A 24,930-nucleotide genomic window follows, 5' to 3' on the forward strand; every position below is an offset into this window, starting at 1 on the left:
AGACATCGGGAGCCATCGCGGTGACCCGGTGCTCAGCCGGGCAGCGCCTGCAACGCCGCGAGGTCGGCCCGCACCCGATCATCGGGTGCGCCGCCGCTGATCCGGCTCTGCAGTTCCAGGGCCTCCACCAGCAGCCGCTCGGCCGTCTCGCGCCGGCCCAGCCGGGCGTGGGCCAACCCCAGCCGGTGCAGGATGCGGGCTTCGCCGGCGACGTCGCGGGCCGCGCGTGCCCGGCTCAGCAGCCCGGTCAGCAGCTCCGCCGCTTCGTCGTGCCGGCCTTGGCGCATCAGGAGGCCGCCGAGCCGGTATCGCAGCTGGACCTCGACGCGGGGCGTCCCGGTCCGGTCGCAGATCCGCAGGGCCTCGGCCAGGTGTTCCCCCGCCCGTTCCTCGTCGCCCGTGTCGAGCGCGGTCTGCGCGAGCCTGCCGAGCACGTACGCCTCGCCGACCGGGTCCCCGGCGACCCGGAACTCGGCCAGTGCCCGCTCGAAGCGGGGCCGGGGGTCCGTGCCGCGGGCTTCGTCGAGCAGTGCCAGGTTGCGGTGCGCCATGGCCGTTCCGTGGGCGTCGCCCAGGTCCTCGAACGTCGCCAGCGCGGCGGAGAGGGGCTCGGCCGCGGCGTCCGGCCGTGACCGGCTCAGCTGCAGAGAACCCAGCGAGCACAGCAAAGCCGCCTCGCCCCGGCGGTTGGCCGCCGCGCGGACGGCGGCCAGGGCCTGCCGGTGCGTGCGCTCCCAGGCGTCGAAGTAGCACCGGTTCTCGAACAGCGCGACCATCGTGACGGCCAGGTCCCAGGCACACTCGTCCAGCCCGGCCTCGGCGGCCAGCGCGACGATCGAGCACAGGTTGTCCTGCTCGTCTTCGAACCACAGCAGCGGGTCGGCCAGGATCCGGTCGACGGCGCCGGCGGGTGGCCGCTGCCGGGGTGCGGGTCCGTGCAGCACGGTGAAGTCGCCGCCGTAGATGCGGTGGTGCGCTTCGGTGGCCAGGCCCAGCCAGCCGCTCGCGACCCGGGCCAGCGCCGCCCGGCGGCCGCTCGCCTGCTCGTGCTCGTCGAGCTGCTCGCGGGCGAACAGCCGGATGAGGTCGTGGAAGCGGTAGCGGGGGCTGCCGTCGCGCTCGATCGCCGAGATCTCCAGCATCTGCGCGTCGACGAGCCGTTCGAGCAGGTCGGCCGCCCGCATCGGGTCGGCCTCCAGCAGCGCCGCGGCCACCCACACCGGGAAGCTGAGGCGGTCGAGGCAGCTGAGCAGCCGCAGCAGGCGCCGGGCGTCGCCGGCCAGGCCGTCGTAGGTCAGCGCGAGGCTGGCCCGCACCATCAGCTCGCCGTGCGCGAGCTCGTCGAGCCGCCGCCGTTCGTCCGAAAGCCGTTCCAGCATCCACGCGAGCGACCAGCTCGGCCGCGCGGCGAGCCGGGCGGCCACGATCCGCAGCGCGAGCGGCAACCCGCCGACCAGCCGCACCAGCGCGTCGGCGGCGGCCGGTTCGGCGGCCACGCGGTCCGTCCCGATCATCGTGGCGAGCATCCCGGTCGCCTGCTCCGGGTCGAGGACGTCCACGTCGAGCACGCCGGCCCCGGCCAGCCCGGTGAGCCGGACCCGGCTGGTCACCACGACCACGCAGCTGGAACTGCCCGGCAGCAGGTCGCGGACCTGGCGCTCGGACTGCGCGTCGTCCAGCACCACGAGCATCCGCTTGCCCGCCAGCCGGTGCCGGTACATCTCCGCGCGTTCGTCGACCGAGCCGGGCACCGCCGGGCCGGGGACGCCGAGGGCGCGCAGGAACCGGCCGAGGACGTCGAGCGGGTCGGCCGGGTGGGCGCGGGTCCCGCCGAGATCGCAGTAGAGCTGGCCGTCGGGGCAGTGGTCCTCGGCGATCCGGTGCGCGACGTGCACCGCGAGCACGGTCTTGCCGACGCCGGGCTTGCCCGCCAGCACCACCACCGGCGTCGCCCGGCGCCCCGGGTGGCCGAGCAGCAGCCGTTCGGTGTGCTCGATCAGCGGGTCGCGGGCGGTGAAGTCGGCGATGTCGGCCGGCAGCTGGAACGGCACCACCGGCGGGTGCGCCGGCACCACCGGCGTTTCGGGGGCCGGGCTCCGGCGCAGCCCCGCGTCGTCGGCCAGGATCGCGGCCTCCAGCCGGCGCAGGTCGTCCCCCGGCTCGAGACCGAGCTGTTCGACGAGCAGGTCCCGTCCGGCCCGGTAGGTCTCCAGCGCCTCGGCCTGCCGCCCGGACCGGAAGAGCGCGAGCATCAGCTGCCCGCGCAGCCGTTCCCGCAGCGGGTTCGCGGCCACCTGGCTCGCCAGCTCGCCGATCAGCTGGTGGTGCCGGCCGAGCCGCAGCCCGAGGTCGAAGTGGCCTTCGACGGCGTTGAGCCGCTGCTCCTCGAGGTGACTGGCCTTGGCCTCCAGCAGCCGGCTCCCGGTCCCGCTCAGCGCGGGGCCGCGCCACAGCGCGAGCGCGGTGCCGAGCATCCGGGACGCGTCCTCCAGCGCCCCGGTCCTGGTCAGCTCGGCGGCGCCGGAGACCAGCCCGGCGAACGTCCGGGCGTCGAGCTGCCCGTCGGCCACCTGCAGTTCGTAGCCGGGGCCGCGGGTCACCAGCGTGTCCGGGCCGACGGCGGTGGCCAGCGCGCGACGCAGCCGGGAGATGCAGATCTGGACCTGCGTGCGCGCGGTCGCCGGCGGGTCGTCGTACCAGATCGCCTCGATGAGCTGGTCCAGGCTCACCACCCGGTTCGCCTCGACCAGCAGCGCGGCGAGGACGGTCTGCTGGCGGCCGGGCGGGATGCGGAGCTCACCCCCGGCGAGGTCCCGGATCTCCAGGGGACCGAGGATCCTGTAGACGGGCTCATCGCCCGGCGGCCCGCTGGTCAAACTCACGCTGTTCCCTCAATGCCGATTCCGTGGCCGGCGCGGGCGGGCGGAACAAGCCACCCGTCCTCATCCGACTGCTCGTGAATTTTCCCCGGAACCGAAGTCTGTCTTCTGGACCTCGATAAGCCCATAGTCCGAAAGCGTGAAGCTGTCGACGAAGGCGGTATTTGTACTTCCGCCGTTCGGCCCAATGGCGGCAATGACGCCGTTCACCACGACCTCACCGTGCGTCACCGTCACGCTCTGCAGGGTGTGTCCCGCCGGTGACCTGGCGGCCCGGAATCTTTCAATGGCGCGGCGGCCCTTTATCGGCGCCATTCCCGGAAAATGCAGAACCGCGTCGGCGGTGAAAAGGGAACCGTATCCGTCGAGATCCCCGATATCGAGATAGTGGTAGCTGAGCCGCACGTGGTCGATGCCGAACGCGCCGGCGGCGGCACTCGGCCGAGCGTGTTTTCCTGCTCCAGCTGGCGCCATTTCGGCGTCCCTCCACTGATCGTCTTCGCGGGGGGTCCGGGTGGCGAAGCCCGGGCCGGGACCGCCGCCGGGACCGGCGGGTACGCCCAGTCTGACCGGGCGGGCTTGCGCTGCGCTATCCGCGGGCTATCCCCGGCGCGAGACCCCGCCGCCGGCGGGGACCCACCGCCGGCCCGGGCCGAGGGCTTCAGGGCTCCTGGTTCTGGAACTGGAACTGGACGCGCACCGAGTCGTCCAGGGGGACGATGATCGTCGAGCTGCTCGGCGACCACTGGTCGGCCACCAGGAACATCCGGTCCTTGCCGTGGATCAGCAGGCGCAGGTGCCGGTACCGGTAGCGGAACGTCTGCCCTTCGGAAACGGGCAGCTTCGTTTCCTGGATGCCGGGGCTGTGCAGGAAGAGGCTCTCCTTGGTGTCGAGGATGACGCTGGGGAGCTTGTCCAGGCGAGTCGCCTCGTCCATCGCGAGCCCGCGGCCGGACCACTGGGCCACGGTGGCGGTCATCCAGAACGCGCTGACGGCGATGACGAGGTACACCATCGCCGTGGAGATCCGCCGGAACGGCGTCTCCGAGGCGGCTGGGGGCCGCAGGAGCCTCCGGAGGGCCGCGCCCGAGCGGACCAGCGTGCCGCCCGCCGCGATCAGCAGCGGGGTCACGAGCCCGTACAGCGGCCAGCCACGCAGGAACGCGTACCCGAGGACCAGCAGGAGACCGCCCGTCAGGCCGAGCACGCCCGCCACCTGGGCGGCGCGGCCGAGCCCGCGCAGCCGGACGGCCGTCCGCGCGGACGCCGGGGTGTGGATCCGTCGCCGGACGGCCGCGTGCGCCGCGACCGCGCCGGCCCCGGCCGCGGCGAACACCAGCAACGGCGTCAGCAGCGGCTGCGGGCTGCGCATGATGTAGTCCTGCGTGCCCAGGCCGATCGTGTCGACGTCGACGCCGAAGTACTCGTACTGCGACCGCGCCGAAACGTAGCCGAAGTAGAACAGCAGCGCGCTGAGCAGGGTCAGCGGCGGGATGACGGCCTTGCCCGACTCGACGAGCCGCTCGAGCCGGCCGGGCGCGGTGCTCTCCTCGGCCATCGGGCTCACCCGGTCGGGCTCGGCGAGGATTCCGCCGAGGTCGGCGGGGCCTCGGTCGCCGACGACTCCGGCCCGGTCGTTTCCTCCGGCTGGGACAGTCCGATCGATCCCGGGTTCACCTGCGGCAGCAGCTCCCGGCACGAGCTTTCACGCGCGGGCGCGCAGGTGAACACACCGGCGAACTTCAGCTGCGCATCGGGAGTTCCGGGCCCGGTTACCGCGACGGAACAGCGGCCGCCGCCCGGGCGGAAGGTGAACCCGGCGCACCCGCGAAGCCCGCCGCAGCCGCCGCCCACGCGGTAGCCCTCCGGCGGATCGGCGGTGACCTCGGTGACCGTGACGCCGCCCTCCGGGAACACCTCGGGCTGCAGCCAGCCCGCGGTCGCGCACTGCCGCTGCGGCCCGTCGGGGTCGGCGTTCCCGCCGATCGGCAGCCGGGGGATCGAGATCGAGACGCCGTGGTCGCCGGCTCTCGGCGGTTCCACCCCGCTCGGCTCGGTGCCCGGGGTCGACGGCGGCGGTTCCACCGTGGCGGTGTCCGCGCCGGTGCTGCCGGGAGCAGCCGGCGTCGAGCAGCCGGCCAGGCCGGCCGCCAGCGCCAGGAGCGGCAAGATCGAACGAAACGGCTTCATGGTGTTTCCTCCTCGGTGCGCGGAGCCGCCGAGGAGCCGCGGTGATACACCCTTTTCCGAGTTCCCGGGCCTTACACTTCCCTCGGTGGCGAACGCGGCAGGGGAGGCGACGTGGCGGGGCGGAAGAAGGTCAAGCCGACACCGTTTCCCGAACGGAACGGGAAATTTCCGTTCAACGCCTCGGGAGTCGTGCGAGTGGGTGCCCGGCGGTTCGTTTTCGTCGACAACAAGGACCCGGGATCGCTGTTCGAAATGAAGTTCGACGCCGGCCTGCGCGAGGTCGAACGGATTCACCGGCGCCGGTTGACCGGGGTGGACGCCGGAAACCTGCGGGATCCGGAAGGGCTCACGCGGGTCGACCGGGACGGGGAGATCTTCCTGATCGTCTCCTCCTCGCTGTGCGCCGAGAACGGGCACCGGATCTGCGACGGCCTGGTCCGCGTCCACTACCGCCCCGACGGGGACCTGCCCGCCGAACCGATGGACGGGTTCCGCGACTGGCTGCTCGCTCGTGAACCCACGCTCGCCGCGGCGGGCCTGCTGGCGCCGGACGCGGGCGGGCTGAACGTCGAAGGCCTGGCCTGGGACGCGGGCGCGTTGCTGTTCGGCCTGCGGGGACCGGCCGCGGCCGGGCGGGTCACGCTGGTCGAGGTGCCCGTCGACGCCGGTGGCGGGCGGTGGACGACCGCGGCGCTGGGCCGTCCCGTCGTCGTGCCCGTACGCCTGCCCGAGCCGGACGTGGTCCAAGGCGTCCGCGACATTTCACCCGACCCGCGGACCGGCGGTTTCCTGCTGCTGCTCGGGCGGTCCACGAGCGACGGCGACGCGCCGTTCCGGCTCGGCACGTGGACGCGCGGCAGCGACCGGGTGGAGCTGCTCGGCATCACCTTCCACCGGACCGCGAAGCCGGAGGGCGTCACGCCGTTTTCGGCCGGCGGCGAGCAGCGGATCCTCGTCGTCGACGACGCCGGCGGCTACGCGGTCCTCTGATCAGGAGAAGTACAGTTTCGACGGGGCCGGGTCCTGGTGGACCCGCGCTTTCCCGCCCGGTGTGGGGTCGGTCCCGAAAGCCGCGCCCAGGCCGGTCCGGACGCTCGTCACCGTGAAGTAACCGCTGTAGGTGAAGGGATCGTCCGGCGGGTCGAGCGGCGCGACGGTGAACTCTTCGGCGTGCTCGGCGTCGTCCGCCGCCCGCGTGCACAGCAGTTCGTGGCCCTGGGCCGACGTCGTCGTGGTCGCGTGCAGGAACCGGCCGGACGCCTTGCTGCTCAGCGACTGCCCGGTGCCGAGCGCGGCGAAGCACCACAGATCGGTGTCGTCGACGCTCGCCGGCCGCAGGCGGTGGACGACCTCGAAGCCGCCGGCGTCGGGCGCGGGCAGGGTTTCGCTGCCGCTGGCGTGCATGCACTCGTTGGTGACGTCCTCGCGGACGTAGGCGCCGTCGGTCCCCGGCAGGCCGGAGCACAGATAGCCGGCGGAGGTGGCGAGCCGGAGCTGTTTCCGCACTTCGGTGAGCTTCGTGGGCAGATCGGCCACGCCGAGCCCGGTCAGCACCGTGCCCATCCGGTCGAGCAGCGGCTTCACCACCTCCTGCTGCGTCTTGTAGCCGAACACGGTGTCCCGGTAGCCGCGGATCCGGTCGATCAGCTGCGCCCGGCGGCCCGGGTCGTCGCGGACGAGCTTGGCGAGCAGCCCGGCGGTGTCGATCCGGAAGTGCCGGGCGGGCTGCAGGGTCTGGTCGAGCCCCCACGGGATCATCTTGAACCTGATGTCGTGCACGCCGGGCTTCTCGACGGCGTCCACGTCGTTGTACACGTAGGTGTTGTTGGTGTTCCGGGAATAGCCGTCCCAGTGCTTGAGGAAGAACTCCATCGCGTAGAGCCGGATGAACTGGTCGAGGTCGAAGACCTCCCCGGCCCCGGCCACCCCGTGCGCGGCGATGTGGTCGATGGCGAACCGCAGGTCGGCCTTGTCGTCGAACGCCGACAGCGACTCCACCCCGATGAACGAGAACCGGCCGTCGACGAAATCGTCCTTGTGCTCGAGCTCGTAGAGGTTGCCTTTCGTGTGGCCGAAGTTGCGCTCGATGTAGCGGGGCATGATCGGCTCGACGTTCACGAAGACGCCGGGGCTGTCGACACCGGCCACGCCCTGCCCGATCGGCGTGCCGTTCACGAGCACCTTGGCGAAATTGCCCCGGGAATGGGGCAGGCCGGCGAGCTCGAACAGCTTGTAGCCGAGCAGCTGGCGGACGTAGGAGAGGTCCTGGACCGAGTTGTTGAGCGTCAGGTAACGCGACCCGATCAGCTTCTGGACCGGTGCCTTGTTGTCGTCGAGGAACTTCCCGAAGTCGATGTGCAGGCACGGCTTGCCGCTGTTGATCGAGCCGCAGAAGGACTTCTTCTTGATCCCGACGTCGGAGAACGACGTGGTCTTCGGGAACTTCGTCCCGGACAGCTCGACCGACGTCGCCTTCCGCCACGTGTAACGGCTGCCGCCGGTCCAGTCGAAGTTGCACACCCCGCCCGCCGGCTGCTCGGTGCGCACCGCCTCCCAGTCCGCGGCCGGCATCACGATATTGATCGTCAGGACATTGTCGATGTCGTAAAGGGAATCGAGTGCCTGCTGCTCCTGGATGCTCATCGCGTCATTGTACGGCGGATTTTTCGCCGATTCGGCGACGGAAAAGCGTCGAAAACACCGCGCCGGGAAACCGTACTCGTTGGTGTATCACCCATTGTGGCGTAAGGTGGTGACGAAGTGCCGGAGGAGCTGTCGACCGATTGTCGACGAACTGTCGACGAGCCTTGCGACCGTCGCCGCCATGAAGTTCGGCATGCTGGGCCCGCTCGAGGTGTGGGACGGCGACGAGCGGTTGAACCTCGGCGGCCCGCAGCAGCGGGCGCTGCTCGCGGTCCTGCTGGTCAACGCCAACTCCGTCGTGTCGGCCGACCGGCTGATCGACCACCTGTGGGGCGAGCGCCCGCCGGACTCGGCGCGGCGCCTGCTGAAGGGGTGCATCGCGGGGCTGCGCAAGGCGCTGCGGGTCGGGCGCACGGACCGGCTGCTCACCCACCCGCCCGGCTACCTGCTGGAAGTCCTGCCCGGCGAACGGGACCTCGACCGCTTCGACGAGCTGGTCGAGACCGCCGGGCGGCTGCCGGACGACCCGCCGGTGCAGGCGGCGGCCCTGCGCGAGGCGCTGTCGTGCTGGCGCGGGCCCGCGCTGGACGGGCTGGTCCCGGAGGCGTGCCGGGCGGAGGCGGCGCGGCTGGACGAGCGCCGGCTTTCGGTGCTCGAACAGCGGGTCGACCTCGACCTGCGGATCGGCCGCTATCCCGAGCTGGTGGCCGAGCTGCAGGCGCTGGTCCGGCAGCACCCGCTGCGGGAACGCCTGTGGGCGCAGCTGATGCTGGCGTTGCACGGCGCCAACCGGCAGAGCGACGCCCTCGCCGTGTACCGGCGGATCCGGCGTTCGCTGGTCGAGCAGCTCGGGGTCGAGCCGAGTGCGACGCTCCGGCAGGCACACCGCGTCGTGCTGGCCGGGACGCCCGAGGCGGCGGCGCGGACCACCGCGCGTGCCGGGGCCTCGCCGGTGCCCGCGCAGCTGCCCGCGGTGGCCGCCGGGTTCACCGGACGCGACGCCGAGCTGGCCGAGCTGACGCACCTGCTCACCGCGTCCCGCTCCGCGGTGCCGATCCTCGCCGTGCTGGGCGCCCCGGGCGTCGGCAAGACCGAGCTGGCGCTGCGGTGGGCGCACGCCGTCCGGGACCGGTTCCCGGACGGGCAGCTGTACGTCGACCTGCGGGGCTACGACCCCGGCCCGCCACTGGCGCCGGCGGTCGCGCTGGCGGGAGTCCTGGCCGGGCTCGGCGTCGCGGAGCCGGACCACGCCGTCGAGGTCGACGAGCGGGCCGCCCGGTTCCGCACCGCGGTGTCCGGCCGGCGGGTGCTGCTCGTCCTCGACAACGCGGCCACGGTCGAACAGATCCGCCCGCTGCTGCCCGGCACGCCGTCCTGTGCCGTGGTCGTGACGAGCCGCAACACGCTGCCCGGGCTGGTCGCGCTCCACGGCGCGCACCGGCTCGGGCTCGGGCCGCTTCCCCCGGAAGACGCGAGAACCTTGCTGCGCAAGCTGATCGGCGAGCGGGCCGACGCCGAGCCCCTGGCCGCGGCGGCGCTCGCCGAGCACTGCGACCGGCTGCCGCTGGCGTTGCGGGTCGCCGCCGAGTACGTCACCGGCCGCCCGGCGGAGCACCTCGCCGTCCTCGCCGGCGAACTCGGCGAGCACCGGCTCGAGGTGCTGGAAGCCGGCGGTGACCCGCGGGCCGGCGTGCGAGCGGCGTTCTCCTGGTCCGCCCGGCGGCTCCCGCCCGAAGCGAGCCGCGTGTTCCGGCTGGCCGCGCGGTTCCGGAGCCTGGACGCGGAAACGGTGGCCGCGGCGCTCGGCGGCGGGGCCTGCGCGGCCCGCCGCGTCCTGGAGCTGCTCGCCGCCGAACACCTCGTGGCGCCCGGCGCGGCAGGCCGGTACGTCGTTTCCGGACTGCTCCGGGCGTACGCCGCGAGCCTCGACGAGCCGTTCCGACCGGCTGCCCACCATCCGCCGACCCGCCTGCTCCAGGGTGAAGCCCCGGGTGCGGACGCCGGGTCCCCTCACCCACGGAGAAACCATGACCGCGACAGCCGTTCCGTCCCTGCGTGACCACCTGCGGGTGGCCCTGCCCCGGATCGCGCCGGTCCTGCTCTCGCCCACGGCGGCGGAGTGCCTCGGCCGGTGGTCGGGCGCGTTCCCGCCCGCCGCGTGCATGGTCGAGTGCCACCTCGGCCTCGAGGAGCCCCGCGCCGACTTCCTGATCCGCTTCCTGCGCTCCGAAGCCGGCGCGCTCGCGAACGCGGACGGCGCGGCCGCCCCGGCCACGTGGACGCGGCTGCGTGCCTTCGCCCGCCTCTGGGCCGCGCCGGATTCGCCGCTGGCCGCGTTCGCGCAGACGTGGCTCGAGTTCGACCTGCCCCGCCCGCACGCCGGAGCCGCGCTGCCCGCGCCGTCGTTCTTCGCCGACGTCGACCCGGCCGCCGCGCGGTCCGCCGACCCGGCGGCGACCGCGGGGGCCGCGCTCGCCGTCCTCGGCGCCGGTGACGTCGATCCCGCCGTGCTGGCCACGATCGCCACCTGCGTCACCGAACTGCCGCCCGAAGCGCGCTGGCTCTCGCTGGGCGTGATGTTCGGCAGGCCGGCGGATCCGGTCCGGGTCTGCGTCGCCGGCCTGCCCGCGAGCGGGGTGCCCGCCTACCTCGAGCGGATCGGCTGGACCGGTTCGGCCGCGCAGCTGCACGCGGTCCGCGAGAGCCTCGACGGTTTCACCACGCTGTCCACGCTGGCCCTGGACGTCGGGACGTCGGTGCGGCCGCGGCTCGGGATCGAGTACAACCTGGAAGCCCGCCGCAGCCTGCACGACAGCGCGGCCCGCTGGCGGCCGTTCCTGGACCGGCTGGTCGAGGACGGGCTGTGCGCCCGGCACAAACGCGACCCCCTGCTGGCCTGCATCGGGTTCGACCACGAGCGGATCGACCAGGAGAGCTGGCCCGCCGGCCTGCGGGCCGCGTCCGACCGGCACGGGCCGAACGTGCTCAGCGTGCTCCTGCGCAAGCTCGCGCACGTCAAGGTCGTCTTCGAGCCGGACCGCCCGGTGGTGGCGAAGGCCTACCTCGAGCTGACGCACGACTGGCTGGCCTTCGACCCGGTCACCCGGCAGGCCAGGTTCACCGCTTTTCCCGACGGAACAGGAGCTTGAGCTGTGCTGACCGAACAGTGGTATCGCGGGTTGTCGCTGGCCGAGCGGCTGCCCGCCGGGGCCGCGGCGGACCCGGAACGCGGGGCCCGGCGGCTGGCGCGGTGGCGGCGGCAGCGGCCGTTCGACTCCGGCGACTGGCTGGCCCGGCGGCTGGCGGCCGACGGGATCACCGAAGCCGACCTCGCCGCGGTCCTCGGGGAGGACGACGCCGCGCTGCACACCCGGCTGGACCGGCCGGCCTGGCTCGCCGACGTCGCCGCGTTCGCGGAGCCGCCGTCGCCCGGCGACGGCGGCGCGGACGGGTTTCTCGCCCTGGTCGAGCCCCTGGTGCGGCACGCGTGCGCCGAGGTGACGGCGGCCGCGGCCGAGCTGGCCGCCGCCGGGGGCCCGCTCGACCCGGCGGGCGCGGCGGACCTGCTGCGCGCGCACCTGCTGCCGACGGTGCCCACCATGGTCGAACGGACGCTGGCGCTCGAGCTGAACGTGGCGCGGCTGCGCGGGGAAACGGCGGGCGACACGCCACAGGAGCGTTACCTCAGCTTCGTGCGGCGCCTGCGCGAGCCGGCCACCGTGGAGGCGTTGTTCGCCGAGTACCCGCTGCTCGGCAGGCTGCTGGCCGAGCACGTCCGGCGGCAGACGGCCGTGCACGTGGAGTTCCTGCGCCGGCTCACCGCGGACTGGCCGGACATCCTCGAGCGGTTCTCCCCGGCCGACCCCGGCTTGCTGTCCACTGTGGAGGCCAACCTCGGCGACCGCCACCGCGGCGGCCGCGCCGTGCTGGTCGCGGGCTTCGCCGGCGGCTTCAGGCTGGTGTACAAGCCGAAGTCCCTGGCGGTGGACGCGCACTTCCAGGAGCTGCTCGAGTGGCTCGGCACCGTGGTGCCCGGCCTCGGGCTGCGGACGCTCACCGTGCTGGACCGCGGCGAGTACGGCTGGACCGAGTTCTGCGCGCGGACGACGTGCCGCACCGAGGCGGAGGTGGCGCGCTTCTACCGCAGGCTGGGTGCCTACCTGGCGCTGATGTACGGGCTCGGCGGCACGGACATGCACTACGAGAACCTCATCGCGGCGGGGGAGCACCCGGTGGTGGTCGACCTCGAGTCGCTGTTCCAGCCGAACATGGCCGTCCAGTCGGAGATCCCGCTCGGCGGCCCGACGGCGTCGCTCGACTCCGTGCTGCGGGTCGGCCTGCTGCCGCAGCGCTCCTGGGGGCACACCGGCGCGCCCGGCCTGGACCTGTCCGGCCTCGGCTACCAGGAGAACCAGCTGTCGCCGCGCGCGTCGCAGTACTGGGCGGAGACGGGGACCGACCGGATGCGCACCGACCGCAAGCGGATGGCCACCTCCGGCGGGCACAACCGGCCCACCCTGCGCGACGCCGAGGTCAACGTACTGGACTACGCCGACGAGCTCGTCGACGGTTTCCGCGACACCTACCGCGGGATCCTGGAGCACCGCGCGGACCTGCTGGCCCCGGAAGGCCCGCTGGCGCGGTTCGCGGCGGACGAGATCCGGGTCATCGTGCGGCCCACCCACATCTACAGCCTGCTGCTTCGGGAAAGCTTCCACCCGGACCTGCTCCGGGACGGCCTCGACCGCGACCGGTTCTTCGACAAGCTGTGGGTGTCGGTCGGTGACTTCCCCTATCTCGGCCGGGTGATCGGCGCCGAGCGCGCCGACCTGTGGCGCGGGGACATCCCGATCTTCGTCACCACGCCGGAGTCGGTCGACGTCCGGACCAGCGAGGGGGAGCGGGTCCCGGGTTTCCTGGAGCGGCCGAGCATGGAGGTGGCGCGGGAGCGCATCGAAGGGCTCTCGGTGGCGGACCTCGACTGGCAGACCTGGATCGTCCGCGGCTCGCTCACGTCGCTGGCGCTGGGCGACGGCACCGCCGGCCCCGCGACCTACGGCGGCCAGCTCGTGCCCGGCATCGCGGGCGCGGCCGACTACCTCGCCGCGGCGAAGGCCGTCGGAAACCGGCTGGAGAAGCTCGCCGTCCGGCGCGGTGACGACCTGTACTGGCTCGGCCTCACCGCGTTCCAGGAGCAGTACTGGGACCTGACCGCGCTCGACGTCGACCTCTACGGCGGCGTGTCCGGCATCGTCCTGTTCCTCGCCCACCTGGGCCAGGTCACCGGCGAGGACCGGTACACGGCGCTGGCCGAGGGCGGTCTGTCGACCGTGCGGCGGCTGGCCCGCCGGGGGAGCGTCCACACGGGACAGATCGGCGCCTTCTCCGGGCTGGGCAGCCCGGTCTACTTGTTCACGCACCTCGGTGTCCTGTGGGACCGGCCGGGGTTGCTCGACGAAGCGGTGGAGCTCGCGGCCGGCGTGGCGGGGCTGGTCGAGGCGGACACGCAGTTCGACGTCATGGGCGGGGCGGCCGGGTGCATCGGCGCTTTGGCCGCGTTGCACCGCCACCGGCCGGACAGCGGCCTGATCGACGCCGTGGTGCGCTGCGGCGACCACCTGCTGGCCAACGCTTTGCCGGCGGGCGACACGCTCGGCTGGCCGTCGCCGATGGCCGACCGGCCGCTGACGGGTTTCGCCCACGGCGCGGCGGGCATCGGCTGGGCCCTGGCGACGGTCGCCGAACTCGGCGCGGGACGGCGCTTCGCCGACGCGTCGGCCCGGGCGATCGGCTATGAACGGGCGCAGTTCCTGCCGGACCGCGGAAACTGGCCGGACCTGCGGGCCGACGGCCCTGCGTCGGGCATGACGGCGTGGTGCCACGGCGCGGTGGGAATCGGCCTCGGCAGGCTGGGGTTGCCAGGCCCCGCGGACGCGGAACGCACCGCGGAGATCACGGCCGCGACGACGGCGGCGCTGGCAACGGGCTTCGGCGCCAACCACAGCCTGTGCCACGGCGACTTCGGCAGCCTCGACCTCCTGCTGGCGGCCGGCCACGACGAGGCGGCGGACCGTGGTGCGGCGGTGCTGGCAAGCATCGACCGCCACGGCTGGCGCTGCGGCGTCCCGACGGGCGCGGAGACACCGGGGTTGCTGGCCGGGCTGGCTGGCATCGGCTACGGCCTGCTGCGCGCCGCGGATCCGGCTCACGTTCCGTCGGTGCTTGCCCTCGAACCGCCCAGACCGTAGTGCGTTGGCGCCGACGGGAATGTGGCTGGGTCCGGCTCGGCCCGGCCCGGCTCGGCCCTGCCCGGCACGACTTGGCCTGGCCCGGTTCGGTCTGGCCCGGTTCGGCTCGGCTTGGCCTGGCTCGGCCCGGCCCGGCCCGGCCCGGCTCGGCACGGCCTGGTCCGGCACGGCCTGGTCCGGCACGACTTGGTTTGGCCCGGTCCGGCTTGGCCTGGTCCGGCTTGGCCTGGTCCGGCTTGGCCTGGCTTGGTTCGGCCTCGCCTGGCTTGGCCTGGCCGGACTTGGCCCCGGATCCACCGGAGCCAACCGCCGAGCCGCGCCCAGCCGCGGCCCCAGCCAGGCCCGGCTCGGCCCGGCTCGGCCTGGCCCGGCTTGGCCTGCCGCGGCTCGGCCCGGTCCGGCTTGGCCTGGCTTGGTTCGGCCTCGCCTGGCTTGGCCTGGCCGGACTTGGCCCCGGATCCACCGGAGCCAACCGCCGAGCCGCGCCCAGCCGCGGCCCCAGCCAGGCCCGGCTCGGCCTGGCCCGGCTTGGCCTGCCGCGGCTCGGCCCGGCTTGGCCTGGCTTGGTTCGGCCTCGCCTGGCTTGGCTCGTCCCGGCTTGGCCCCGGAGCCAGCCGCCGCGCCAAGCCGCGCCCAGCCGCGGCCCCAGCCAAGCCGCGCCCAGCCGCGGCCCCAGCCTGGCCCGGCTTAGCCCGGCGTGCTCGGCCCGGCTCAAGCGCCCCAATGTGGCGTTCGGTGCGTCCAGCGCAACCAACGCCACATTGGGTGCGCTGGACGCAACCAACGCCACATTGGGGCGCTCCAGGCCCTCTCCCGATCGGCGCCGGGAGCCACCGGAACTCGCGCACTGCGCTGGATGCCCGACCTGACCCACCCGAAACGAGGAGCCTCCGATGACCGTTCCGCTGTCCGTGCTCGACCTCGCCCTCCTCGGCAGCGCCGCCACCAGTGCCGATGCGCTGCGGGACACCACCGAGGTCGCCCGCCGTGCCGATGAGCTCGGCTATCACCGCTTCTGGGTTGCCGAGCACCACAACGCGCGCAGTGTCGCGAGCACCTCGCCCGCCGTGCTCGCCGCTCACCTTGCCGCCGTGACCTCGCGGATCCGGGTCGGGTCCGGGGGCGTGATGCTGCCGAACCATCCCGCGCTCGTCGTCGCCGAGCAGTTCGCCATGCTGGAAGCGCTGCATCCCGGGCGGATCGACCTGGGGATCGGCCGGGCACCCGGGACCGATCCGGCCACCGCGTCGATGCTGCGCCGGGCGCCGGCCGGGCTGACCGATGCCGAGTTTCCCCGCTACCTGCAGGATCTGCTGGGGCTGCTCGGTGACCCGCGGACGAGCGACGGCGTCTGGGACCGGTTCGCCGCGACCCCTGTCGCCGTCACCTCGCCGAGCGTCCTGCTGCTCGGGTCGAGTGACTTCAGCGCCCGGCTCGCGGCCCGGCTCGGCCTGCCCTACGCCTACGCCCACCACTTCGGCACCGGCGCCACGCTGCCCGCGCTGCGGCTGTACCGCGAGACGTTCGTCCCGTCGGCGGTCCTGGACCGGCCCTACGTGATCGTCACGATCAATGTCCTCGCCGCGGACTCCGACGACGAGGCGAACCGGCTGGCGGACCCGCAGCGCGTGCGCGTGCTGGAAATGCTGACCGGCCGCCGGGAACAGCTGCTGCTCAGCCCGGCCTCGGCCGCGGCGCACCCGTACCTCGACAAGGCCCGGCGGCTGCCGATCAACCTGATCGCCGGCGCGCCGGGCACCGTCGCCGCCGGGCTCACCGCGCTCGCCGGGGAAACCGCGGCCGACGAGCTGATGGTGATCACCGAGTCCGCCGAAGTCGCCACGCGGGTGCGGAGTTTCGAGCTGCTGGCGGGGGTGTGGTCGAAGGCTCGTACTCGACGAAACCCGGGTTCAGGATCCCGGCCGGGTCGTAACGGTGCTTCAGCTCGTTCACCTTCGGCCACTCGGTGCCGAAGTGCAGCCGCCAGCGCGGCAGGTCGAAATGCACCCACGTGGCCAGGTGCCGGGTGCCGCCCAGTTCCAGCGCCAGGTCGCTGACCTTGCTGAGCAGCGCCAGCGCGCCCGGCAGCTTCGCGGTGGCGACGCGCGGGAAGAGCGCGACCATGACCATCCCCGCTTCGCTTTCCGGGACCCGCAGCATCGGCGTGGCCGTCACGGCCCGCCGGGCGGGCCACAGCACCATCGCGTCGGCGCCGGCGAGCAGGCCGTGCAGGCGGCGCTGGCACACCGACAGGAACACCCGCGCGCGCGACCACGGCAGGTAGGCCACCACCCACGGCTGGGCGACGCCCGGCACGGGCGGAACCTCGCCGGCCTGCGGGCGGGCCAGGAACGTCGACGCGGGCTGGTCGGACGGCGGATCCTGGCGACCCACGAGACCCGCCACCGGGCAGCGCGGCGGAGCGCTGTCAACGTCGTCGATCTCCAGCGTGGCCAGCACCCGGTGGCGCCAGGTGCCGTCGGGAGCGGCTTCGATGGTGGACTCCAGGCTGTCCAACGGGGTGCCGACAGCCACCAGGCGCCGCAGGTCGGCGAGCATCTCCTCGACCGTTTCGTAGCGCAGCGGGTAGGTCCGGGCGATCGGGCGGTACTCGCGCAGCCGGTGCTCCACCTCGGTGATCACGGCGAACTGGCCCATCCCGCCGAGGACGTGCCCGAACAGCTCGGGTTCGGTCTCCGGACCGCACCGCAGGAGCTCGCCGGCCCCGGTCACGACTTCGAGGCCCGTGCAGTTGTCGACCTGGGCCCCGTGGCGGAACGACGACTCGCCCCAGCTGCCCGCCGAGTGGGTGCCGCCGACCGTGACGTGCGGATAGCTCGTCAGCACCGGCGGCACCAGCCCGTGCCGGGCCGCGGCGGCGACCACCGCGCGCCACCGGGCGCCCGGACCGCAGCGGAACAGCCGCGCGCCGGCGTCCACCGACAGGTGAGCCAAGCCGGTCAGGTCCAGCACGATGCCACTGTCGTTTGTGGACTGTCCACGCAGCGAGTGCCCGGCACCCCGGGCAGACACCGGAACGCCGTGCTTCGTGGCGTAGCGCAGGGTGGCCGCGATGTCCGCGGGACCGTCCGGGCGGACCACCACGGCCGGGCGGCGGTACACGATCTGGCCGTAGTCGGTCTCGTGCGCCGTCAGCGCCGCCGGGTCGTCCGAGACGCGGCCGGAGAGAAGTCCGCGCAGGTCCGCCGTCAATGCCCGGTCGTTCATGGGGTTCGCTCCAGTTGGGTGCGCAGCAGGTCGGCGTAGTGGCCGCCGAGTTCGAGGAGCTCTTCGTGCCGGCCGGACTCGACGACGCGGCCCCGGTCGAGCACCAGGATCCGGTCGGCGTTCTGGATGGTGGACAGCCGGTGGGCGATGACGATCCGGGTGCACGCCAGCCCGCTGAGGTTGGTGTCCACCAGGGCTTCGGTCGCCATGTCCAGGTGGCTGGTCGCCTCGTCGAGGAGCAGGAACGTCGGGTTCGTGGCCAGTGCCCTGGCCAGGGCGAGCCGCTGGCGCTGGCCGCCGGACAGGCCGCTGCCGCCTTCGCCGAGCAACGTCTCGTACTGCATCGGCATCCGCTCGATCTCGTCGTGGATGCCGGCGAGCCGCGCCGCTTCGACCACCTGGTCCAGTGGCATGGCGGGGTCGCCGATCGAGATGTTCGCCCGGATGGATCCGTTGAACAGGAAGGGTTCCTGGAGCACGACGCCGAACTGGCGGCGCACCCCGTGGATGCCGAGCTCGGCCAGCGGGGTCCCGTCGTAGCGGATGGTCCCGCCGGTCGGCTGGTACAACCCGAGCAGCAGCAAGGCCAGGGTGCTCTTGCTGGCCCCGGTGCGGCCGACGAGCGCGATCTTCTGCCCGGGTTCGGCGGTGAACGAGACGTCTTCGAGCACGCGCGGCCCGTGCGGGTCGTAGGAGAACGAGACCCCGGACAGTTCCAGCCGGCCGGTGAGCCGCGGTTCGCCCGCGGGGGTGGCCGGTTCGGGCTCGGCCTCGACGACGTCGATGATCCGGCGCAGGTGCGCGCCCGCCAGCTGCAGCTGCTGGCCGGTGGTGACGAGGTTGGCGAGCGGGGTCAGGAACGCCGTGGCGACGGCGATGAGCGCCAGCATCGTGCCGAGCGGCATCGACCCGCCGGTCACGCTCACCATGCCGACGGTGAGCAGCACCAGCGGCGCGAACGTCCGCAGCGCGTTCAGGACCGTGTCCACGACGGCCGCGAACTGGTTGCGGCGCAGGGAAAAGCCGAGCTCGCGGTGGAACAGGTTGGACCAGAAGTCCAGCACCCGGTCCTCGACGCCGCTGGCCTTGAGCGTGCCGATGCCCTTGAGCAGCTGCACGCCGAACCCCTGCGACTCGGCCTGGGCCACGAGGTAGCGCTGGGTCAGGTCGCGCAGCGGGCGTGCCGTGACCAGCAGCACCACCACCTGGACGGCGCCGATCCCGAACGCGAGCAGCCCGAACACCCAGCTCTGGGTGAACAGGACCACGAGGAACACCAGCACGAACCCGCCGTCGAGCACCGCGGACAACGCCTGGCCGGTGAGCATCTCCCGGATCACCGCGGAACTGCCCAGCCGCAGCAGGAGGTCGCCGCTGGTGCGCTGCGCGAAGAAGGTGTAGGGCAGGCTCAGCAGGTGGCCGAACAGGCCGAGCATGATCTGCGTGTCGAAGCGGCCCTGCAGGTGGATGAGGATCGCCGAGCGGAGGTACCCGGCGACGAGGTTGGTGACGACGATGAGCCCCGTGGCGACGGCGATGATCCCCAGCAGATCGGTCAGGTGCAGCGGGATGACGTAGTCGACGAGCACCTTGGTGAGCACCGGGACCGCGAGCGCCATTGCCTGCAGGATCAGGGAAGCGGCGACGACCTGGACGAGCATCCGCCGCCAGCCGCGCATCCGCAGCACCTGCCGCAGGTACACCGACCACGCCGACTGCCCCGGCCGGCGCGCGGCGAGTCCCGGCCCTGGAGCCACCGTGATGACGACGCCGGTGAACTCGCGCGCGAACTCCTCGTCGTCGACGATCCGGCGGCCGACCGCCGGGTCGACGATCCGGTAACCGCGCCGCAGCCGTCGTTCGATGATCACGAAGTGGTTGAACGACCAGTGCGCGATCACGGGCAGCTCGAGCCGGCCGAGTGCGGGCAGGTCGAGCGAAAAGACCTTGGTGCGCAACCCGAACGACCGGGCGGCCTGGACGAGCGCCCGCGCGGTGATGCCATCGCGCGCGGCGCCGAAGAACTCCCGGCACTCCGAGACCTGGGTGACGCGGCCGTGGAAGCCGAGCAGCATCGCCAGGCACGCGGCACCGCATTCGGTGGCGCTGAGCTGCAACAGCACCGGCACCCGGCGCCGGGGGAACAGCCATCCGGCGAGCGCGCGCCACCACCGGGCGCTCATCGCGAAACCTCGCCGGGCCAGGGCAGGCTGGGGGATCCGATCCGCACGTTGGCGGGGAGGCGGTCGCCGACTGCGCCGATGTCCGGGCGCATCGGCATCCGGCGCGGGGAGCGCAGCCGGCGGGCGAGCGCGCGCCACCGGGCGCTCATCGGGAAAGTCAGCCGGGCCAAGGCAATCCGGTCAGCACGCCGGGGAAGGCGCCCGCCTTGGTGCCACCACCGGGCGCTCATCCGAACACCTTGCCGAGCACCGGAAGTCCGGCCAGGACGCTGCGGGAGCCGACCCGCACCCTGGCCGGGAGACGGTCGCCGGCCGTCACCGTGCCGGCGTCCAGGCTCACCACGGCGACCGCCGCGGGATCCGGCACCCCGGTGCCGGTCATCCCGAACCGGGCCGTCAGTTCGGCCGCCGCCAAGGGAACTCGCTCGTGCTCCTGGACCGTGCCGCGGACGTCGCCCTGCTGGAGTACCGCCGGTGCGCCGTCGGCCAGGCCGGGCAGATCCGTCGCCGGCAACGCGATCACGAGCACCACCGCCTCCGCGGGCCTGCCCACGTCCCGGCCCGGGACGGCGAACGCGCTGCCCGTCCCGTAAACCGGCTCCGGCAGCGCGGCGAGGGCGGCCATCAGCAGCCCGAGCACCGCCAGCACCAACCAGAGCCGCCGGAAGACCCGTGGCCGGGCCGACGGCGGCAGGACCACCGCCCACCGGCCGGTGCGGTGGTACTCCAGCGCCTGCGCCCGGAAGATCGACCGGCGTGCCCCGGGTTCCTCGGCCATCTGCTCTCCTCTACCCCGCGACGTCTTCCCCACGACCTCGTCCACGCGGCCCCGGCGGCGAGTGCGCCGCCGGGGCCGCGGCCACCGTTACTGCGTGGAGGTGCAGCTGCTCCAGCAGCAGGAGTCCAGCGCGGCGGCGCCGGCGATGAGGTCGTCGAGCGCCTCGTCGGTGAGCTCGATCAGGCCGGCCGGGTTGCCCGGCAGCACGGCCCGCTGGGCGGGGCCGAGGCTGTTCCGGAACTCTTCGTCCTTCCAGGACCGGATGATTTCGTGATCGGACATGCGTTTCTCCTCGGTGCCGATGGGACGGCCGGGATTGGCCGCCCACGCCTGCCGCGGTCACGTTGCCCCGCGGTGGTGGGCAGCCGGTGGGCGAGCGGTCGGAGCCGGGTTCGCGAACAATGGGGAAAGGGGACCCGCGATTTTCCGCGAAGCCTTTCGACGGGTGGCGGAAATGATCTTGAATTCGCCTCGGGCAGCGCGGTTCGGTGGGCCGGGTTGCGTCGATCGGGTCATACCTTGCTGCGGCATGCGGCCCAACGCCGACGCCGTTGATCTTCGCTGCCCCTTGGGGTGGGCAAAGGGGAATTCGCGGTCCCGCCCTGGCGGTTGCCGTCCGGCGACGAACCCCGGCGGGGTCTTGACGGCGAATTGCGCCGTGGGCAATGTTTACCGCTTGGGACGGCGGACGAACAGGGGAGGACGGCACGGCATCGGGCACCTTCGCGCGAATTCTTGACGGAGCGCCGAATCATTCGGCGAGAAATGCACGTCCGAACCGAGGAGTCGAACATGGCGGCGACCTACGGCGCCCCAGGGGTCTACATCGAGGAACGCCCGAGTGGGTCGATGCCGCTGCAGGGGGTCGGCACCGCGGTCGCGGCCTTCGTCGGCTTCACCGCGGCCTACCACGCCGAAGCCGGTGACCCGGCCGACCCGGACGGGGTCAAACCGCAGCTGGTGACGAGCTGGCCGCAGTACGAACGGATCTACGGCGGGTTCGCGCCCGGCATCCTGTTGCCGCACGCGGTGAAGGGCTTCTTCGAGAACGGCGGGACCACCTGCTACATCGTGCGCATCCCGGCCCCGGACGGCGCCGAGCGGCCCCGGCGGGTGCTGGTGTCCGGCGGCAAACAGGAAATCGAAACGCTGACGGTGGAAGCGCTCGACCCGGCGGTGAACTGCGAGGTCGTCATCGAACCGCCCGCGCCACCCGCGGAGGGCGAGGAACCCTCCGGCGGCGAGTTCACCCTGAAGGTCGTGGAAGACGGGCAGGTCCGGGAAGACTACCCGGCGGTCGGCCTCGGCCGCGGCCAGCGCGGCGTGGAGAAACTGGTCAACGGGCACTCCAAGCTCATCCGCGTCGAGGTGCACAACGTCCCCGGCACGGCGCTGGCCGACCGGCTGCCCGCCCCCGGCCGGTACTCGATCGAGCCCGCCGGCCCGGCCGCGGCGAGCGTTTCGCCGCAGGAGTTCGAGGGATCCGAGGCGGCCCGCACCGGATACGCGGGACTCGCGGTCGCCGACACGGTCAGCATGGTCGCCATCCCCGACCTGATCACCCTCGCCACCCGTGACGACGGTTCGTTCGACGACGAGGTCTACCTGGCCGCGCAGGGACGGCTGGTGGACTGGTGCGAGCGCAGCCGGACGAAGATGGCGATCCTCGACGCCCCGCCCGGCCTCGACGCGCAACGCGCCCTGGAATGGCGCAACGCGCTGGGCAAGGACAGCGCGTTCGGCGCCGCGTACTACCCGCACCTGGTGGTGCCGAACCCGCTCACCCGGCCGGGTTCGACGAACGGGGACCGCTTCCTCACGGTGCCGCCGAGCGGGCACGTCGCCGGGGTCTGGGCGCGGACCGACGGCAACCGCGGCGTGTGGAAAGCCCCGGCGAACGAGGTCTGCCGCGGCGTCGCGCGGCTCGCGAACGACGTAACCGACGGCGAGCAGGACCTGCTCAACCCCGCGCAGGTCAACTGCATCCGGTCCTTCGGCGCCAACGGGATCCGGATCTGGGGCGCGCGCACCCTGGCCGCGACCGACCAGAGCTGGCGCTACATCAACGTGCGGCGGCTGTTCATCTTCATCGAGGAGACGATCCGGCGCGGGACGCAGTGGGTCGTGTTCGAGCCGAACGACAGCGACCTGTGGGCGCGGGTCCGGCGCACGGTCGCGGCGTTCCTGCACGGCCTGTGGATGCAGGGCGCCCTGGTCGGAGCCACCCCGGAACAGGCGTTCTACATCCTGTGCGACGAGTCCAACAACCCGGAGTCGTCGGTGAGCGAAGGAAAACTGGTCGTCGACGTCGGGCTCGCCCCGGTGAAACCGGCGGAGTTCGTCGTGTTCCGGATCAGCCAGTGGCAGGGCGGCGCCACCACTTCGGAATAGCTCCCGGAAGGAGTAGCAAGTGCCGGATCTGGCGACGACGTCGGTCTTCGTGCTGGAGATCGACAGTGTCGAGATGGGGAGTTTCCGCAAGGTCTCCGGGATCGAGTCGGAGACCGAGACGATCGAGTACAAGGAGGTCACCAAGGACGGCCGGATGATCATCCGCAAGCAGCCGGGCGCGATGAAGTGGTCCGACATCACCCTGGAGCGCCGGATCGACACCTCGCACTCGCTGTGGGAGTGGCGCAAGGAAGTGATCGACGGCGACATCGACAAGGCCCGCCGGCACGGGTCGATCGTCGCGAAGAACTCCAAGATGGAGGAGGTCGCCCGGTGGAACTTCACCGACGGGTGGCCGTCCAAGTGGACCGGCGCGGACTTCGACGCCGGCGCCAACGACGTCGCGACCGAGAAGGTCGTCATCACCCACGAAGGCCTGGTCCGCGCGTGAGCCTGCACACCGAATACCCCTTCACCCTGCCGAAGGGCTATGTGGACGACGAGGGTTCGCTGCACCGCACCGGGGTGATGCGGCTGGCCTGCGCCCGTGACGAGATCGAGCCGTTGCGCGACCCGCGGGTCAAGGAGAACGAGGCCTACGCGACGGTGATCGTCCTGGCGAAGGTGATCACCGAGCTGGGTGACATCGCGCAGGTGACGCCGAAGGTGGTCGAGAAGCTGTTCGTCAGCGACTACCAGTACCTGCAGGACTTCTACCGGATCATCAACTTCGGCGACGCGAGCATCCTGGAGACGCTGGAGCCGGGCACCCCTTTCCCGCAGGAGGTGCTGGCGGTGGACTAGCACGTTACGCCGTCGACGAGCTCTGGCGGGAGGTCGCGTACCTGGCCTACCACCTGCACTGGGGCCTGGACCAGCTGCTGGACCTCGAACACGGCGACCGGATCAGGCTGCTCACCGAGGTAGGCGGATTGAACGAACGGTTCTGGCAGGGGGTGGAGGGTGACCGGGACGGCACGCACGCCTGATCCGCCGTTCACCGGCCGGTTCGTGTTCCTGGTGGACGGCCTGACGATCGGCGCGTTCACCGAGGTGTCGGGACTGTCGGTGCAGATCGACACCGAGGAGCTGGCCGAGGGCGGCCAGAACCACTACACGCACAAGCTGCCCGGCCGGATGAAGTGGCCGAACCTGGTGCTCAAGCGCGGGATCACGGATTCGGACAACCTGTTCGAGTGGTTCGCGAAGTGCTCCGGCGACGGGTTCGCGAAGGCGGAAAACCGCCTCGAGCGGCTCGGCGGATCGGTGAAGCTGCTGGACACCAAGGGCCGGACGGTCCGCCGGTGGAGCTTCGTCGAGGCGTATCCGGTGAAGTGGACCGGACCGCGCCTGGCGGCGTCCTCGCGTGATCTCGCCGTCGAGGAGCTGGAGGTGTGCCACTGTGGCTTCAAGCCGGAGAAGTAGCCCCGGTTGTGCGGCGCGGGGACGGCTGTCCCGCGTGACGCGGCGGTTGCTGCCGGGCCGTGCGCGGTCCGGGCACGGGTCGGCCGGCGGGGTGGCCGGGTTGCCGGTGCGGCCGCCCTGGTGGCGCGTGGTCGCCCGGTGGCTGGTGACCCGCCGGAGCCAGGGTGGTGGGGACCGGGCGGCCGCCGCGGTGTCACAGCGATTGATCGCCCCCGGGCAGCCTGCGCCTAAACCCCTGCTGCCGAAGACGATCGCCCTCACCGCACGGCGGTCGGTGGCTCGCGGCCGCCGGGAGATTTCCGGTACCGGGAGTCGAGGTCTGGGGCCACGCCGGGGCCGTCTTGTCGTTGCCCGGTCGCGAGCGGCCTCACCCGGCGCGGACCCGGCCGGAGCGACTCCGGCGCGAGCGGCTTTGCCCGGCCCGGTTCTTCGCCGAGGGGGTGCGGCTCGGTCCGGAGCGCCTTCGTCGGGTGAGGTCCGGGCGGCGGCTTCGGTGCGGTCGGCCTTTCCCGTTGTGGAGTTGCCGAAACTGGGATCGGCCGGAGCGGCTTCGGCGAAGACCGTCTCCGCACCGGGAATTTCGTCCGGCGGCCCGGCCGGGATGGTGGCCGCCGGAGGCCGGACGGGACTGGCTGGAGCCGGAGCGGCACTGGTCCGAAGGTTCCCGGCCGAAGCGGACCTGCCCGGGATCGGCTCGACCGGAGGAACCCAGGCCTCGGCAAGGGGATTCCCGACTGGTGGAGGTCCGGCCGGACCGGCCGCAGCGCCATCGGGCCGTGCGACCCCTGTTGTGTCCCGAGCGCCCTCCACAAGGGGGATCTTGTCCGGCGCTCGTCGTGTTCCGGCCAGCGCGGACCTGACCGGCGGCTTGAAAGTCCGTGAAGGCCTCCTTCCCGGCCTTAAGAGCCGGGAAGGAGGCCTTCACGGACTGGTTGGTTTTTCACACGACAGAACTCCACTCACGC

The 24,930-nt window shown here is 72.7% G+C and carries 18 protein-coding genes and 2 pseudogenes; 10 read left to right on the forward strand and 10 right to left on the reverse strand.

The window, feature by feature from the left end; all coding sequences use genetic code 11:
• Positions 1 to 32: 32 nt before the first annotated feature.
• The 4 genes from AB0G28_RS33100 to AB0G28_RS33115 all read right to left on the reverse strand — a co-directional run bounded on the left by AB0G28_RS33100 (position 33) and on the right by AB0G28_RS33115 (position 5,069).
• Positions 33 to 2,882 carry a BTAD domain-containing putative transcriptional regulator gene (locus AB0G28_RS33100; RefSeq protein ID WP_361098129.1) on the reverse strand — a complete coding sequence of 950 codons (2,850 nt, stop codon included), beginning with the start codon at positions 2,880 to 2,882 and terminating at the stop codon, positions 33 to 35.
• Positions 2,883 to 2,942: 60 nt separating this feature from the next.
• Complete coding sequence (locus AB0G28_RS33105; protein WP_361098132.1) at positions 2,943 to 3,353, reverse strand: nuclear transport factor 2 family protein; 411 nt, start codon at positions 3,351 to 3,353, stop codon at positions 2,943 to 2,945.
• A gap of 187 nt (positions 3,354 to 3,540) precedes the next feature.
• Complete coding sequence (locus AB0G28_RS33110; protein WP_361098135.1) at positions 3,541 to 4,437, reverse strand: hypothetical protein; 897 nt, start codon at positions 4,435 to 4,437, stop codon at positions 3,541 to 3,543.
• Positions 4,438 to 4,442: 5 nt separating this feature from the next.
• Entirely contained in the window at positions 4,443 to 5,069 is a 627-nt protein-coding gene (locus AB0G28_RS33115) for a hypothetical protein (protein ID WP_361098138.1), read from the reverse strand.
• A 189-nt stretch (positions 5,070 to 5,258) separates the two neighbouring features.
• Between AB0G28_RS33115 and AB0G28_RS33120 the strand changes: the two genes are divergently transcribed.
• Positions 5,259 to 6,059 carry a DUF3616 domain-containing protein gene (locus AB0G28_RS33120; protein WP_361098141.1) on the forward strand — a complete coding sequence of 267 codons (801 nt, stop codon included), beginning with the start codon at positions 5,259 to 5,261 and terminating at the stop codon, positions 6,057 to 6,059.
• Here AB0G28_RS33120 and AB0G28_RS33125 read toward each other — a convergent pair whose 3' ends face one another.
• The gene (locus AB0G28_RS33125) at positions 6,060 to 7,712 is read right to left on the reverse strand and encodes a CotH kinase family protein (protein ID WP_361098144.1); all 1,653 of its coding nucleotides are present in this window, start codon (positions 7,710 to 7,712) and stop codon (positions 6,060 to 6,062) included. It lies immediately after the preceding gene.
• A gap of 181 nt (positions 7,713 to 7,893) precedes the next feature.
• Here AB0G28_RS33125 and AB0G28_RS33130 point away from each other — a divergent pair, with 181 nt between their 5' ends.
• From AB0G28_RS33130 to AB0G28_RS33145, 4 genes are all read left to right on the forward strand, one after another.
• Positions 7,894 to 9,771 carry a BTAD domain-containing putative transcriptional regulator gene (locus AB0G28_RS33130; RefSeq protein WP_361098147.1) on the forward strand — a complete coding sequence of 626 codons (1,878 nt, stop codon included), beginning with the start codon at positions 7,894 to 7,896 and terminating at the stop codon, positions 9,769 to 9,771.
• Complete coding sequence (locus AB0G28_RS33135) at positions 9,740 to 10,861, forward strand: hypothetical protein (RefSeq protein WP_361098151.1); 1,122 nt, start codon at positions 9,740 to 9,742, stop codon at positions 10,859 to 10,861. Before AB0G28_RS33130 ends, AB0G28_RS33135 begins: the two co-directional genes overlap by 32 nt.
• Positions 10,862 to 10,864: 3 nt before the next feature.
• Complete coding sequence (locus tag AB0G28_RS33140; protein ID WP_361098154.1) at positions 10,865 to 13,960, forward strand: type 2 lanthipeptide synthetase LanM family protein; 3,096 nt, start codon at positions 10,865 to 10,867, stop codon at positions 13,958 to 13,960.
• Positions 13,961 to 14,853: 893 nt separating this feature from the next.
• Entirely contained in the window at positions 14,854 to 16,017 is a 1,164-nt protein-coding gene (locus AB0G28_RS33145; protein WP_361098157.1) for an LLM class flavin-dependent oxidoreductase, read from the forward strand.
• Here AB0G28_RS33145 and AB0G28_RS33150 read toward each other — a convergent pair.
• The 5 genes and pseudogenes from AB0G28_RS33150 to AB0G28_RS33170 all read right to left on the reverse strand — a co-directional run.
• Positions 15,923 to 17,188 (reverse strand): annotated as a pseudogene (locus AB0G28_RS33150) (FAD-binding protein); the annotation flags it as partial. The gene AB0G28_RS33145 and the pseudogene AB0G28_RS33150 overlap by 95 nt on opposite strands.
• Positions 17,185 to 19,371 (reverse strand): peptidase domain-containing ABC transporter, encoded by a 2,187-nt coding sequence (locus tag AB0G28_RS33155; RefSeq protein ID WP_361098160.1) that lies wholly within the window; start codon positions 19,369 to 19,371, stop codon positions 17,185 to 17,187. The pseudogene AB0G28_RS33150 and the gene AB0G28_RS33155, both read right to left, overlap by 4 nt.
• Entirely contained in the window at positions 19,368 to 19,520 is a 153-nt protein-coding gene (locus AB0G28_RS33160) for a hypothetical protein (RefSeq protein ID WP_361098163.1), read from the reverse strand. Before AB0G28_RS33160 ends, AB0G28_RS33155 begins: the two co-directional genes overlap by 4 nt.
• Before the next feature lie 77 nt (positions 19,521 to 19,597).
• Positions 19,598 to 20,149 carry a hypothetical protein gene (locus tag AB0G28_RS33165; RefSeq protein WP_361098166.1) on the reverse strand — a complete coding sequence of 184 codons (552 nt, stop codon included), beginning with the start codon at positions 20,147 to 20,149 and terminating at the stop codon, positions 19,598 to 19,600.
• Positions 20,150 to 20,236: 87 nt separating this feature from the next.
• The gene (locus AB0G28_RS33170; protein WP_093951064.1) at positions 20,237 to 20,431 is read right to left on the reverse strand and encodes a mersacidin/lichenicidin family type 2 lantibiotic; all 195 of its coding nucleotides are present in this window, start codon (positions 20,429 to 20,431) and stop codon (positions 20,237 to 20,239) included.
• A gap of 510 nt (positions 20,432 to 20,941) precedes the next feature.
• Between AB0G28_RS33170 and AB0G28_RS33175 the strand changes: the two genes are divergently transcribed.
• From AB0G28_RS33175 to AB0G28_RS33195, 5 genes and pseudogenes are all read left to right on the forward strand, one after another.
• Complete coding sequence (locus AB0G28_RS33175) at positions 20,942 to 22,540, forward strand: phage tail sheath C-terminal domain-containing protein (RefSeq protein WP_361098170.1); 1,599 nt, start codon at positions 20,942 to 20,944, stop codon at positions 22,538 to 22,540.
• Positions 22,541 to 22,559: 19 nt separating this feature from the next.
• Positions 22,560 to 22,991, forward strand: a complete 432-nt coding sequence (locus tag AB0G28_RS33180; RefSeq protein WP_361098173.1) for a phage tail protein — start codon at positions 22,560 to 22,562, stop codon at positions 22,989 to 22,991.
• Positions 22,988 to 23,344: a hypothetical protein gene (locus AB0G28_RS33185; protein ID WP_361098176.1), complete on the forward strand. Its 357-nt coding sequence runs from the start codon at positions 22,988 to 22,990 to the stop codon at positions 23,342 to 23,344. Before AB0G28_RS33180 ends, AB0G28_RS33185 begins: the two co-directional genes overlap by 4 nt.
• 20 nt (positions 23,345 to 23,364) lie before the next feature.
• A pseudogene (locus AB0G28_RS33190) lies at positions 23,365 to 23,529 on the forward strand (DUF6760 family protein); the annotation flags it as partial.
• A complete protein-coding gene (locus tag AB0G28_RS33195) occupies positions 23,504 to 23,965 on the forward strand; it encodes a phage tail protein (RefSeq protein WP_361098179.1) in 462 nt (153 codons plus the stop codon). The pseudogene AB0G28_RS33190 and the gene AB0G28_RS33195, both read left to right, overlap by 26 nt.
• Positions 23,966 to 24,930: the final 965 nt, after the last annotated feature.

This window comes from Amycolatopsis sp. NPDC021455 (assembly GCF_040640995.1).
Taxonomy (GTDB): Bacteria; Actinomycetota; Actinomycetes; order Mycobacteriales; family Pseudonocardiaceae; genus Amycolatopsis.

Excerpts from the sequence above, each read along its gene's own strand:
- AB0G28_RS33160 (WP_361098163.1), bottom strand. The coding sequence starts at position 19,520 with ATGAGCGCCCGGTGGCGCGCGCTCGCCCGCCGGCTGCGCTCCCCGCGC.
- AB0G28_RS33165 (WP_361098166.1), bottom strand. The coding sequence starts at position 20,149 with ATGGCCGAGGAACCCGGGGCACGCCGGTCGATCTTCCGGGCGCAGGCG.
- AB0G28_RS33115 (WP_361098138.1), bottom strand. The coding sequence starts at position 5,069 with ATGAAGCCGTTTCGTTCGATCTTGCCGCTCCTGGCGCTGGCGGCCGGC.
- AB0G28_RS33125 (WP_361098144.1), bottom strand. The coding sequence starts at position 7,712 with ATGAGCATCCAGGAGCAGCAGGCACTCGATTCCCTTTACGACATCGAC.
- AB0G28_RS33135 (WP_361098151.1), top strand. The coding sequence starts at position 9,740 with ATGACCGCGACAGCCGTTCCGTCCCTGCGTGACCACCTGCGGGTGGCC.
- AB0G28_RS33110 (WP_361098135.1), bottom strand. The coding sequence starts at position 4,437 with ATGGCCGAGGAGAGCACCGCGCCCGGCCGGCTCGAGCGGCTCGTCGAG.
- AB0G28_RS33155 (WP_361098160.1), bottom strand. The coding sequence starts at position 19,371 with ATGAGCGCCCGGTGGTGGCGCGCGCTCGCCGGATGGCTGTTCCCCCGG.
- AB0G28_RS33175 (WP_361098170.1), top strand. The coding sequence starts at position 20,942 with ATGGCGGCGACCTACGGCGCCCCAGGGGTCTACATCGAGGAACGCCCG.
- AB0G28_RS33170 (WP_093951064.1), bottom strand. The coding sequence starts at position 20,431 with ATGTCCGATCACGAAATCATCCGGTCCTGGAAGGACGAAGAGTTCCGG.
- AB0G28_RS33130 (WP_361098147.1), top strand. The coding sequence starts at position 7,894 with ATGAAGTTCGGCATGCTGGGCCCGCTCGAGGTGTGGGACGGCGACGAG.
- AB0G28_RS33145 (WP_361098157.1), top strand. The coding sequence starts at position 14,854 with ATGACCGTTCCGCTGTCCGTGCTCGACCTCGCCCTCCTCGGCAGCGCC.
- AB0G28_RS33105 (WP_361098132.1), bottom strand. The coding sequence starts at position 3,353 with ATGGCGCCAGCTGGAGCAGGAAAACACGCTCGGCCGAGTGCCGCCGCC.